Annotated in this window: 8 protein-coding genes; 6 read left to right on the forward strand and 2 right to left on the reverse strand. The window is 63.8% G+C overall.

Annotation, left to right across the window (positions count from 1 at the left end; translation table 11 throughout):
* The first annotated feature begins 20 nt into the window (after window positions 1-20).
* Window positions 21-848 carry a HEPN domain-containing protein gene (locus G474_RS0105405; protein ID WP_169729494.1) on the forward strand — a complete coding sequence of 276 codons (828 nt, stop codon included), beginning with the start codon at window positions 21-23 and terminating at the stop codon, window positions 846-848.
* 86 nt (window positions 849-934) lie between these two features.
* Here the strand turns inward: G474_RS0105405 and parC are convergent, their stop codons facing one another.
* Entirely contained in the window at window positions 935-3,403 is a 2,469-nt protein-coding gene (parC, locus tag G474_RS0105410; RefSeq protein ID WP_026686089.1) for a DNA topoisomerase IV subunit A, read from the reverse strand.
* 3 nt (window positions 3,404-3,406) lie between these two features.
* Window positions 3,407-5,368, reverse strand: coding sequence for a DNA topoisomerase IV subunit B (parE, locus tag G474_RS0105415; RefSeq protein WP_026686090.1), 1,962 nt, complete (start codon window positions 5,366-5,368; stop codon window positions 3,407-3,409).
* Between the two features lie 273 nt (window positions 5,369-5,641).
* On the opposite strand from parE, the gene G474_RS21890 reads away from it, so the two are divergent.
* The 5 genes from G474_RS21890 (at window position 5,642) to glmS (ending at window position 12,425) form a co-directional block, all read left to right on the forward strand.
* A complete protein-coding gene (locus G474_RS21890) occupies window positions 5,642-7,264 on the forward strand; it encodes a methyl-accepting chemotaxis protein (RefSeq protein WP_051281908.1) in 1,623 nt (540 codons plus the stop codon).
* A 14-nt stretch (window positions 7,265-7,278) separates the two neighbouring features.
* Window positions 7,279-7,944, forward strand: coding sequence for a response regulator (locus G474_RS0105425; RefSeq protein WP_026686091.1), 666 nt, complete (start codon window positions 7,279-7,281; stop codon window positions 7,942-7,944).
* Window positions 7,941-9,263 (forward strand): ATP-binding protein, encoded by a 1,323-nt coding sequence (locus tag G474_RS0105430; protein WP_043463333.1) that lies wholly within the window; start codon window positions 7,941-7,943, stop codon window positions 9,261-9,263. The genes G474_RS0105425 and G474_RS0105430 overlap by 4 nt, the downstream gene beginning before the upstream one ends.
* A 128-nt stretch (window positions 9,264-9,391) precedes the next feature.
* Complete coding sequence (locus tag G474_RS0105435) at window positions 9,392-10,324, forward strand: hypothetical protein (protein WP_026686093.1); 933 nt, start codon at window positions 9,392-9,394, stop codon at window positions 10,322-10,324.
* 262 nt (window positions 10,325-10,586) lie between these two features.
* Window positions 10,587-12,425, forward strand: a complete 1,839-nt coding sequence (gene glmS / locus G474_RS0105440) for a glutamine--fructose-6-phosphate transaminase (isomerizing) (RefSeq protein WP_026686094.1) — start codon at window positions 10,587-10,589, stop codon at window positions 12,423-12,425.
* The last annotated feature ends 9 nt before the right edge of the window (window positions 12,426-12,434 follow it).

Consider the following 12,434-nt stretch of genomic DNA (forward strand, 5'->3'; position numbering starts at 1 on the left):
GATTGCTTCTGAGGACAAACATGTCTTACCCAATGCATATCCTGGTTAACGATTTCGCAATCAGAAGCTTTCGTGAGACCGCAGACAAGGACTACATTGCTGCAAGGATGGCTTACCGGGCACAACTTATCCAGCCGTTCCTGTGGTCTGCCCTGCACTGCTTGGAGAAGTACGTCAAAGGTATTCTCGTACTTAATCGAGTGAAGGCCCATAAGGGCCACAGTGTGCTTCCTGGCATAGAGGGAATGAAGCTGCATGGCAAGTTTGAACTCGACCTCAGCGCCGGTACTGTGGAGTTCATCAAGAACCTTGAAGACTATGGGGCAGAGTATCGGTACTACGAGGTTTCATACGATATCCAGCCATTCGAGATCATCCGATTCGATCGTGCTGTTTGGGAGATTAGAAGGTATTGTCAGCCGTTGGACTATGACATCGTGGACGTGAATGGCAAGACGGTGAACTTGCTGACTAACGAGCTTGATCGTATCCACCAGGCGAAAGCTAAGCACGAAAAGGGGACGTGCATCCGTGGCGGCATCCTAGAGAAAATCATCAGCAACAAGAACCACCCAGCGCGTGAACCTCTGATCTGGAAAAACTTGTTCTTTGGCCCATCACGACGCAAGGGCGTGAAGATGCGAGCAGATTGGGAAGCAGGCAATTCGCCTTTCTTCATATACCCAGAGATCATCGATGAGGTGATCAAATATGTGTATATCCCTAAGGACATTGCAGAAGGTGTACGTCAGTTCGCAAAGCAACGAGCTGCGGAGAAAGCGAAGGTTGAGCAGGACGCAGAGAATAGTGCGAAACGCGTAACCAATCAGTCGGACAAGATAGGCTAAAAGGTAGGCCAAGCAATTCCTTACGTGTCCAGTCCCGCCCCATAAACCAAGAGCCGCATCAGCGGCTCTTGGTGTGTTTGTCGGTGCTATTCCTCTTCCAACTTGGCCAGTACCGGGTCCTTGATCAGCCCGACGCCGGCGCCTCTGCGGGCGCGTTGGCCCAGGTGCTGGATTTCCGAGAGCAGTTCCTTTTCCTTGCCCCGGAAGACGCCGACGATCTTTACCACCGGGCCGGGGCTGGTGATGACCTGGGTTAGGGTTTCCTTGTCCTTCAGGTTGATGATCTGCACCCCCTTGCCGCCGGAGAGGCGCTTCATCTGTTCCCGCTCGAGGACCAGCAGGCGGCCGTCGCTGGAGAGGGCGGCCAGGTGGGTCTGGGGCGGTTGGGCGGGGACCTTCACCGGGCTGAGGATGGCGGCTCCGTCTTCCAGGGTAAGGAAGGATTTGCCCGCTTTCTGGCGTGAGAACAGGTCGGCCAGGGTGCAGAGGAAGCCGTAGCCGGAGGTCTTGGCCACCAGCAGTTCTTCTTCGGGTTTGCCGGCGATGACGTGGGCGATGCGGCTGGCGCCCAGTTCCACGAAGGAGGAGAGGGGGGCGCCCATGCCCCGGCCGTCGGGGAGGGCCGCCACGGCCACCGTGTAGGCCCGGCCGTCGCTGGCGAGAATGGCCAGCGAATCGACGCTGCGGCATTCGTGGGCGGAGCCGAGCCGGTCCCCGTCCTTGAAGGCGACGCCGGAGAGGTCCAGGCCGTGGCCCTGGCGCACCCGGGCCCAGCCTTTTTCGGAGACGATGACGGTGACGGGTTCGTCGGCCACGGCGGCCACTTCGGAACGGGAGGCCATGGCGGCGGGCTGGATCACCGTGCGGCGGGCATCCCCGTATTTTTCCGCGTCGGCCTGGATTTCCTTGATCACCTGCTTTCTGAGCAGGGTGTCGCTGCCGAGCAGCCGTTCCAGGCCGGCCTTTTCTTCGCGCAGCTTGGCCAGTTCCTGTTCGATCTTGATGCCTTCCAGGCGGGCCAGCTGCCTGAGGCGGATTTCCAGGATGTCCTCGGCCTGCCGGTCGGAGAGCTTGAAGCGTTCGATCAGGGCGGGCTTGGGCTCGTCGGATTCGCGGATGATGCGGATCACCTCGTCGATGTTCAAAAAGACGATGTGCCGGCCTTCCAGGATGTGGATGCGGTCATCGGTCTTTTCCAGCCGGTAGCGGGTGCGGCGTTCCACGGTCTGGACCCGGAAGCGGCACCATTCGCCGATCAGGTCGGTGAGGGATTTCTGGCAGGGGCGGCCGTCCAGGCCCACGGCCACCAGGTTGATGGGGGCGGTGGTTTCCAGGCTGGTGTGGGCCAGCAGCAGGGCCACGAATTCGTCCCGGTCCTGGCGGGAGCTGGCGGGCTCGAACACCAGGCGCACGTCGTCGTCCTTGCCGGATTCGTCCCGGGCCTTGTCCAGCTGGGAGGCAAACAGGGCTTTCAATTGGGCGGCGGATTGCTCGATGGCCTTCTTGCCGGCCTTGGGCTGGGGGTTGAGCAGGTTGCCGATTTCCGAGAGCACTTTGGCGCTGGAGACGCCGGGCGGCAGTTCCTTGAACACCACCTGCCAGGCGCCCCGGGCCATTTCCTCGATTTCGTAGCGGGCCCGCACCCGCAGGCTGCCCCGGCCGGTCTTGTAGGCGCTGGCGATGTCGGCGCTACTGGAGATGATCTGGCCGCCGCCCGGGTAGTCGGGGCCGGGCAGCAGGGTCATCAGTTCATCGACCCCGGCTTCCGGGTGCTGCAGCAGATGCACGGCGGCGCTGGCCACTTCCTTCAGGTTGTGGGAGGGAATTTCCGTGGCCATGCCCACGGCGATGCCGGAGGCGCCGTTCAGGAGCGAGAAGGGCAGCCGGGCCGGGAGGAAGGCGGGTTCGTCGAAGGAGCCGTCGTAGTTGGGCTGGAAATCCACGGTGCCTTCGCCCAGTTCGGCCAGCAGCAGTTCGGAGATGGGGGTGAGCCGGGCTTCCGTGTAGCGCATGGCGGCGGCCCCGTCCCCGTCCCGGGAGCCGAAATTGCCCTGACCATCCACCAGGGGATAGCGCAGGGAGAAGGGCTGGGCGACGCGCACCATGGCGTCGTAGGCGGAGGAGTCCCCGTGGGGGTGGTATTTACCGATCACGTCGCCCACCACCCGGGCGGATTTCACCGGCTTGGCGGTGGCGTTGAGGCCCAGCTCGCGCATGGCGAACAGGACCCGGCGCTGCACCGGCTTCATGCCGTCCTTCACGTCCGGCAGGGCGCGGCCCTTGACCACGGCCACCGCGTATTCCAGGTAGTCCCGGGAGGCGGATTCATGCAGCAGGATGCTTTCCCCGTCGTCCTCGTCCTGGATGTGCACGCTCAGGCCCGGGGGTTCGGGCGGGGCGCCGCCATCGTCCCGGGGCGGCTGGGCGGCTGCTGCAGCCGGAGATTCAGGGGCTGTCGGGGCGGCGGCGGGCAGGTCCGGGGCGGCCGGGGGCGCGGCGGCGGTTTCGGGGGCTTGCGGTTGATCCGCGAAAAGATCGGGGGTCTGGTCGTCCATCACTTACATCTCCGCGCCCACCAGGGCGCCGTTGGCTTCCATCCAGGCCCGGCGGCCGGAGGCTTCGTTCTTGCCCATGAGCATGTTCAGCACCGGGCCGGCTTCGTCCCGGCGCGGCAGGCGCACCCGCATCAGGCGGCGGGTGTCGGGGCACATGGTGGTTTCCCACAGTTGTTCTGAGTTCATTTCGCCCAGGCCTTTGAAGCGGGAAATGGAAACACTCTCGGGCTTGATCTTTTCCAGCTTGAGCTTGTCCAGGGCGGCTTCCCGCTCGGCATTGTCCAGGGCGTAAATCTTCCGGGGCGGGCGGTTCTTGCCCTGGCCGGGCACGTCCAGCCGGTACAGGGGCGGCTGGGCGAAGTACAGGTGACCGTGTTCGATGAGCTTGGGGAAGTGGCGGTAGAACAGGGTGCACAGCAGCACCCGGATGTGGGAGCCGTCCACGTCCGCGTCGGTCATGATCACCACCTTGCCGTAGCGCAGGTTGGCCAGCACGGCGTCGCCCGCCTCGGGGCCGTGGGGGTCGATGCCCAGGGCCACGGCGATGTCGTGCACTTCCCGGTTGGCGAACAGGCTGCCGGCTTCCACTTCCCAGGTGTTCAGCACCTTGCCGCGCAGGGGCAGGATGGCCTGGGTTTCCTTGTCCCGGCCGGACTTGGCGGAGCCGCCGGCGGAATCCCCTTCCACCAGGAAGATCTCGTTGCGGGAGATGTCCTCGGACTGGCAGTCGGAAAGCTTGCCGGGCAGGATGGCGACGCCGGACTGCTTCCTCTTTTCCACCTTCTGGCCGGCCCGGGTGCGGGCCTGGGCCGCCTTGATGGCCAGCTCGGCGATCTTCTTGGCGGCTTCCGGGTGCTCGTTCAGCCACAGCTCCAGGGGGTCGCGCACCATGCGCGCCACCAGGGCCACCGCGTCCCGGGAGTTGAGCCGCTCCTTGGTCTGGCCCTGGAAGGAGGGGTCCAGCAGCCGGGCGGCGAGGACGAAGCTGGCCCGGGTGAACACGTCCTCGGCGGCCAGCTTCACCCCCTTGGGCAGCAGGGCGTGGTGCTCGGCGAAGCTCTTCAGGGCGTCGAAAGCGGCCTGGCGCAGGCCGGATTCGTGGGTGCCGCCGGCGGGGGTGGGGATCAGGTTTACATAGGATTCCCGCGCCAGCCCCCCTTCCAGGGTCCAGCAGATGGCCCAGGCGGCGCCGGAGCCGGGGGGGAAATTCTCGTCATCCTTGGGGGCGTATTTCTCGGCGGCAAAGATGGGGGCTGCCAGCTCGTCCTGGATCTGTTCGGCCAGGTACTGCTGCATGCCCTGCTGGAAACACCAGTTCTGGGTGCTGGCGCTGCCGTCCGCCTGTTCGATGGTGAGGCTCACTTCCAGGCCGGGCAGCAGCACGGCCTTGCTGCGCAGCAGCCGTTCCAGCTCGCCCAGGGGAATGTGGGGGCTGTCGAAGAAGCTGCCGTCGGGCCAGGCCCGCACCCGGGTGCCGCTGGCCTTCTTGGGGGCTTCGCCCACCTGGCGCAGGGGCTCGATCACGTCGCCGCCGGAGAAGGCCATCAGGTGCCGGCCGCCGCCCCGGGTGACTTCCACCTCCAGGCGGGTGGACAGGGCGTTGGTGACCGAAACGCCCACCCCGTGCAGGCCGCCGGAGAAGCGGTAGGCCGAATCCCCGTCGTTCTTGTTGAACTTGCCCCCGGCGTGCAGGCGGGTGAACACCACCTCCACGGTGGGCACTCCTTCCACCGGGTGGACTTCCACCGGAATGCCCCGGCCGTCGTCCTGGACCGAGACCGACTGGTCCCGGTGCAGGGTGACCTGGATGCGCTTGCAGTGGCCCGCCAGGGCTTCGTCGGCGGCGTTGTCGATGACTTCCTGGATGATGTGCAGGGGACAGTCCGTGCGGGTGTACATGCCCGGGCGATGGCGCACGGGTTCCAGGCCTTTCAGGACGGCAATGGATTCTGCGGTGTAGCTCAAGGTGTTCTCCGGCAGCAGGCCCCCTGGACGGAGGCCCGGATGGGGTTGCTGGATTTTGCAAAGGCGCGAGTTTAGGCCCAATGGGGGGTTCAGCAAAACGGAGCCATTAAATATCAGAACGGATGGCTTTTGCTACCGTCCTGCTTTCCGGGCCTGGGCGCTGGCTGAAGGGTGTTCAGGGAGCGTTAAGTTCATGGCTCCTAAAATCATGGATGAGCAGGGCGGCGGCTGCCGCTCCCATGTGCCCTGCGTTTCCATGAACAGGTTGCTTTTATGAAACATCTCCAGGTACGCGCCCAACTGGCCACGCTGGTGGCCGGTCTTTGCTTCATTTTGCTGGTGGTTGGCGGTGGGGGCATCTATGGCACCTGGGTCAATCACCGCATGTTCCAGCTTTCCATGCAGGATGGCCGGATTACCGATGAGCTGGCGCGGCTGAACAGCCGGATCTTTGATTCCCGTCTGCACATTGCCCAATCCATGATTCGCGCTTCTCCGGAAAAGCTGGTGCAGGAGGGCAGGGTGATCGCCGAGAACATCACCTTGATCCGTGCTTCGCTGGCGGCCCTGGAAGCTTTCGAGGTGGATGAGGGGAGCGCCGCCGCCCTGGTTTCTATGGGCCAGGTCAGTAAGGAATTTACGGATGCCTATCTGGCGCAGGCGGCCAGCGCCCTGCTGGCAGCGGATGAGGCGGCGCTGGAAAGACTGGTCACGGAAAAAGCCGATCGGTATTACCAGCCCATCAAGCAGTCCCGGGAAAATGTCGCCCGGGCCCTGGCGGAGCGCAAGGAAGGCCACTTGCAAGCGGCAACTCAAACCTATCAATTCACCCTGTACGGGGCGATTGCCCTGTTGGTCAGCGGCCTTCTGCTCTCCCTGGGGGGAAGTGCGGCATTGATCAGGACCATCGGCCGGCAGGTGGGCGGGCTGTTGCAGGTCTTGCAGCAGGTGGAAGCAAACAAGGATCTGCGGGTTCGCGTGGAAGTTTCCGGAAGCAACGAACTGGCCGCCATCGGCCAAGGCCTGAATCGGGTGCTTGCCGGTTTGCAGGGGCTGATGGCGGAATCAAGCCGGCAAGCGGAACAAGCCCGGATCACGGGGCAGGAACTGGGCATCCACGCCCGGGAGGCCGAGCTGGCTGCCAGTCATCAACATGAAGCCATTGCGAGTACCGAGTGTGCGCTGGCTGAAATCGTGGCCCAGGTCCATGATATTACCCGGCAGACGGGGGATGCGGCCCGACTGGCCCGGGAGGGGGAGGCCAGCGGCGAGCAGGGCGCCCGGATGGTGAGCGAGGCGGCCCAGGAGATGACCCGCATCGCTGACTACATTCAGCTTTCTGCCGGTGAGATCGCCAAGCTGGAACTGCAATCCAGCGAGATCAACCAGATGGTTTCCGTGATTCGGGAGATTGCCGAGCAGACCAATTTGCTGGCCCTGAATGCGGCCATTGAGGCAGCCCGGGCAGGGGAGTCCGGGCGGGGTTTTGCGGTGGTGGCCGACGAGGTGCGCAAGCTGGCGGAGCGCACCAACAACGCCACCCTGCAGATTCAAAAAACCATCGAAAGCATTCGCCAGGAAACCGTGGCGGCTGTGAGCAATATGGAAAAAGGCAGTTCCCAGGCCCGGGTGGGGGTGGAGATGGCGTCCCGGGCCGCCCAGGCTGTCGTTGCCTTGCGCGAGCGCCTCTCCACCATCTGTCTGGGGGTGGCGGAGATTGACCGTGCTGCCTGCACCCAGGAAGACGCCTGTGCAAAAGCCAGCCAGCGCATGGGGGAGTTGGGCGTATTGTCCGGTAGCAGCAGGGCCCTGGCGCAGCGAACCCTGGAATCCGCAGGGGATGTGGAACGGCTCAGCGAGCAACTGAGGGCATCGGTCAGCAGCTTTCAACTGTGATTGGAAGGGGAATCATGCGTTTGTTATTGGTGGAAGATCAGCCGGTTTTATCGGAAGCGATAGGGAGTCACCTGAAGGCGCAGGGGATTGCCGTGGATGCCGTGCTGGATCTGAAGGGGGCCCAGGCTGCCGTGATGGCCGAGGAGTTCGGCGCCATCCTGCTGGATTTGTCCCTGCCGGATGGGGATGGCCTGGACTTTCTGATGCGCTTGCGGCGTGAGGAAAGGCCGGTGCCGGTGATCATCATGACGGCCCGGGACCAGATCCGGGACCGGATCAAGGGCCTGGAGGCGGGAGCCGATGATTATCTGGTCAAGCCCTTTGACCTGGATGAAATGGTGGCCAGGGTTTATGCCGTAACCCGGCGTTATGAGGGCAATCCCAATCCCCTGCTGCAAGTGGGCGATTGCCAGATCGACAAAACCGGGCACCGGGTCTTGCTGCAGGGGGGCGAGGTGCGGCTGACCGCCAAGGAGTGGGCGCTGGTGGAAAAACTGGTTTCCAAGCCTTCGGCCATCGTGTCGAAGGAGCAGCTGGAGCAATCCCTGTACTGTTTCGACGATGAAATTGGCAGCAATATCGTCGAAGTCTATGTAAGCCGTATCCGCAGCAAGCTGGGCAAGGCCTGCATCGAGACGGTACGGGGGCTGGGCTATCGTTTCACCGGGGTGTGTGGATGAAGCCCGGTATTGGCAAGCGCCTGTATTTCAGCCTGGGCAGCACCTTGGCCGTGTTGTGGCTGACGGTGGTGGCTTCGGTGGCCTGGGTGGTGGAGCACGAGACCAGCGAGGTGTTCGACAGCGCCCTCCAGGAAACCGCCCAGCGGCTGCTGCCCCTGGCGGTACATGACATTACGCTGGTGGCTCAGGGGGCGCCGCTGCAGACCCTGGATCACATCGCCCATGATGAACACCTTGTGTATCAGCTACTGAACCGGAGTGGCGAAGTCCTGTTGCATTCCCACAAGGCTCCGGCGCGTCCCCTGCACCCTGCGCTGGCCAACGGCTTTTACAACGTGGAGCAGCAACGGGTTTATGTGGACGTCACCCGGGACGGAGAATTCATCATCCAGGTGGCCGAGTCCCTGGGGCACCGGCAGGACACCTTCTACAACATCCTGACCTATCTGCTGTTGCCGCTATTGGGCCTGTTGCCCCTGGCGGGATTGGCCATTTACTGGTCGGTACGGAGCGCCCAGCGCCCGATCCGTAAATTCGACCTGGATATAGCCAGCCGCAATGTCAATGATCTGCGGCCGCTGCCGCTCGATGACCTGCCGGTGGAGCTGTGCGGCGTCGGTAAATCCGTGAATCTGCTGCTGGAACGCTTGCGCCTGGCACTTGAAGCGGAACGGAGCTTTACCGCCAACAGCGCCCACGAACTGCGTACCCCCGTGGCCACGGCCATGGCCCAGTTGCAGGTGCTGCAACATGAGTTGTCGGACCCGCTTGCCCGGGAGCGGGTGACGAAGGCTTCGGAGATGCTGGATCGGCTGCAGCGCATGGGCGTCAAGCTCCTGCAACTGGCCCGTGCCGAGTCCGGTGTGGCCCTCTGCAACGAGCGTTTCGATCTGGGCATGTTGCTGGGGATGCTGTGCCGGGATTTTGCCCTGACGACGAAGCGTGAGCTTTTGTACCAGCCCCCGGGGCATCCGGTCTGGGTACTGGGGGATATCGATGCCGTGGGAATCGCCCTGCAGAATCTGCTGGAGAATGCCGACCGTTATGGTGCTGCGGGTACGCCCATTGAAATCCGGCTGGAGCCGGAGGGGAGGGTGGTGGTCAGCAATGATTGCGAGCCGATCCCCCCCGAGAAAATGCAAAAGCTGCGTCAGCGGTTTTTCCGGGGCACCCAGGAAAAACAGGGGTCAGGGCTGGGGCTTTCCATCGTTGAGGCCATTGCCAGGCAGAGTGAAGGCAGCCTGCAGTTGCAGTCACCCTGCCATGGCCATGCCCGAGGGGTTTCGGCCAGTCTGGCGTTACGTCTGGATGGGGCTTGAAACGTGTCGAATTTTTGCCGGGTACAGGAAAAGCGCTAGGGCCTGCCGTTTCAGGTTCTATTAAGGGTGGGTCCGTATAGTGCAACTCATGGGTTCTGGTTTGAACCCCTTACACAGGAGACACACCAATGAGCAGCTCATCCAAAGCTTATCAATTCACCATCAGCGGCAATGCCGTAACAGCTGTCTACAAGGTGGAGGGCGGTCGCGTGAAGCTGGAGCACATGGACAGCGACGAGACCTGGACGTTCGACGGTAGCAACGTCGTGAAAACCGAGATGAGCGACGGCCGTCTGGAAACGACGACGTACGCGGATGTCGACGGCGATGGTCTGTTTTTCAAGACCGGCAAGACTTACTCCGGTACGGGTTTGAAATCGGATGGCGATGATGATCTGAGCCATTCGGGGGGCAGCTCCCTCATCCCCAACACGTCGGCTTACAGCGAAGAGGGCCTGCAATTCGCCCTCGATGCCAACGGCGTGGTGACGGCCGTCTCCGAGGTCAAATACGGCTACCTCGAGGCCGATACCATGGGGCCGAACGAAACCTGGCTATCCAGCGGCCAGGATGTGATCAAGATCGAAACCAAGCTCGGCCAAGTGGAAGCCTGTCTCTACTCCGATGCCAACCAGGATGGCGTCTTCCAGAAAAGTTTCGGGCTGGAGGTATTGACCGGCACGAACCCGCTCTCACTGGAGACCTACAAGTTCACCTTGGCCGATGGTACGAAAGCGACGGGGGATGTCGTCGTTGCAGGGGATGCCATTAGCGGTGCGATGGAGTTGGGAAAGCGCGGTTGGAAGGCGGACCATATCGACGCCAACGAAACTTTCCAGGTGGTGGAAATCGGCTCCGACAACCTGCTCCTCAAGACCTCGACCCAGAAGAGCGGCGAAATCGACTTCAGCGTGTTCCGGGACGACGACAACGATGGCCTATGGACCAAGATTGTCGAAGGTGAGACGCGGGGCACTTTCATGACCCAGGACGGCCAGGTGAATCTGGTGGGTATGGCGGATGCGGGTCTTCTGCAGCTGGCCGATGCGCTGATCGCCTGAGTAAACGTGATACCCCCGGGGCGGTGATGGCTGCCTGTCACTCCCCCGGAAGTCCCATGGGCCACCTGATGCGATACATCGGGTGGCCTTTTGCACAAGAGGGCCCGGGATGGCAGACCCGTGCAGCGCTATGGTTCCTGGGGCGGTATGGCATGACAGGCGCGCAGCATTGAGCGGCTTCACCCGGACTTGAGACTGGACGGAATGACGGTTTTCCCTGGTAACCGGTAAAATGCCGCTCCTTTAACCCGGAGCAAACCCAATGTGCGGCATTGTGGCGGCGGCAGCGACAGACAACGTGGTCCCGGTCCTGATCGAGGGCCTGAAAAAGCTGGAATACCGGGGTTATGACTCCGCCGGCCTGGCCGTGCTGGGGGCCGAGGGCCTGGAGCGGCGCCGGGCCCTGGGCCGGGTGGCCGAGCTGTGCGCCCGTTGCGAAGGCCTGGCGGCCAGCACCGGCATCGCCCACACCCGCTGGGCCACCCACGGGGCGCCGGCCGAGCATAACGCCCACCCGCACATTTCCGCCGGCCTGGCGGTGGTCCATAACGGCATCATCGAGAACTACGAGGCCCTGAAGGCGGAGCTGCTGGCCCAGGGCTACCAGTTCAGCTCCGAGACCGATACCGAAACCATCGCCCACCTGATCGCCGCCAGCCTCAAGATCCAGCCCGATCTGGCCGAGGCGGTGCGCCTCACCTGCCAGCGTCTCAAGGGCGCCTACGCCATCGCCGTGGTGGCCGAGGCCCAGCCGGGCCGGGTGGTGGTGGCCCGGGAAGGTTCGCCCCTGCTCCTGGGGGTGGGCGAGCGGGGCTATTACGCCGCCTCCGACACCTCGGCCCTGCTCCAGGTGACCCGCCAGGTGATCTACCTGGAAAACGGCGACCTGGCCGACCTGCGGCCCGACAGCCTGGTGATCCGCCGCATCCAGGGCGAAGCCGGGGAGGCCGTGAGCCGCCCGGTGGTGCTCTCCCAGCTTTCCGCCGACGCGGTGGAGCTGGGCCAGTACCGGCACTACATGCAGAAGGAAATCTTCGAGCAACCCGAAGCCCTGGCCAACACCCTGGAAATGGTGGGCGGCGCCAAGAGCGTGCAGCCCGGCCTGTTCGGGGCCGAGGCCGCCCGCCTCCTGGACCAGGCCGACTCGGTGCTGATCCTGGCCTGCGGTACCAGCAGCCATGCGGGCATGGTGGCCCGCTACTGGATCGAGAGCATCGCCGGCCTGCCGGTGACCGTGGAAATCGCCAGCGAATACCGCTACCGGGAATCGGTGCCCAATCCCCGGCAGCTGGTGGTGGCCATCTCCCAGTCCGGGGAAACCGCCGACACCCAGGCGGCCCTGCGCCACGCCCGGGACCAGGGCCAGCCCCTGACCCTGGCCATCTGCAATGTGGCGGAATCGGCCATCGTGCGGGAATCGGCCCTGCGCTTCATCACCCGGGCCGGTCCCGAGATCGGCGTGGCCTCCACCAAGGCCTTCACCACCCAGCTGGCGGCCCTGTTCCTGCTCACCCTGGTGCTCGCCAAGCTCCGGGGACGGCTCTCCGAGGCCGACGAGGCCGCCCATCTGCAGGCCATGCGCCACCTGCCGGTCGCCGTGCAGAAGGTGCTGGCCCTGGAGCCGGAAATCGCCGCCTGGGCCCGGCGTTTCGCCAACAAGCAGCACGCCCTGTTCCTGGGCCGGGGGCGGCATTATCCGATCGCCCTGGAAGGGGCCCTGAAACTGAAGGAAATCTCCTACATCCACGCCGAAGCCTACCCGGCCGGGGAGTTGAAGCACGGCCCCCTGGCCCTGGTGGACCGGGAGATGCCGGTCATCGCCGTGGCGCCCAACGACCACCTGCTGGAAAAGCTCAAGTCCAACCTGCAGGAAGTGCGGGCCCGGGGCGGCGAGCTGTTCGTGTTCGCCGACCAGGGCTGCCAGCTCCCCGCCGACGACGCGGACGGGGTCCATGTGCTGGCCCTGCCCGAACACTACGGCCCCCTTTCCCCCATCCTGCACGTGGTGCCCCTGCAGCTCCTCTCCTACCACGCGGCCCTGATCAAGGGCACCGACGTGGACAAGCCCCGCAACCTGGCCAAGTCGGTCACGGTGGAATAAAAGGAATCC

Source organism: Azovibrio restrictus DSM 23866, from assembly GCF_000429665.1.
GTDB lineage: Bacteria > Pseudomonadota > Gammaproteobacteria > Burkholderiales > Rhodocyclaceae > Azovibrio > Azovibrio restrictus.

What these genes read in the sequence shown, in the direction of transcription:
- glmS (WP_026686094.1), top strand. Translation starts at nt 10,587, where the DNA reads ATGTGCGGCATTGTGGCGGCGGCAGCGACAGACAACGTGGTCCCGGTC.
- G474_RS0105435 (WP_026686093.1), top strand. Translation starts at nt 9,392, where the DNA reads ATGAGCAGCTCATCCAAAGCTTATCAATTCACCATCAGCGGCAATGCC.
- parC (WP_026686089.1), bottom strand. Translation starts at nt 3,403, where the DNA reads ATGGACGACCAGACCCCCGATCTTTTCGCGGATCAACCGCAAGCCCCC.
- G474_RS0105425 (WP_026686091.1), top strand. Translation starts at nt 7,279, where the DNA reads ATGCGTTTGTTATTGGTGGAAGATCAGCCGGTTTTATCGGAAGCGATA.
- G474_RS0105430 (WP_043463333.1), top strand. Translation starts at nt 7,941, where the DNA reads ATGAAGCCCGGTATTGGCAAGCGCCTGTATTTCAGCCTGGGCAGCACC.
- G474_RS21890 (WP_051281908.1), top strand. Translation starts at nt 5,642, where the DNA reads ATGAAACATCTCCAGGTACGCGCCCAACTGGCCACGCTGGTGGCCGGT.
- G474_RS0105405 (WP_169729494.1), top strand. Translation starts at nt 21, where the DNA reads ATGTCTTACCCAATGCATATCCTGGTTAACGATTTCGCAATCAGAAGC.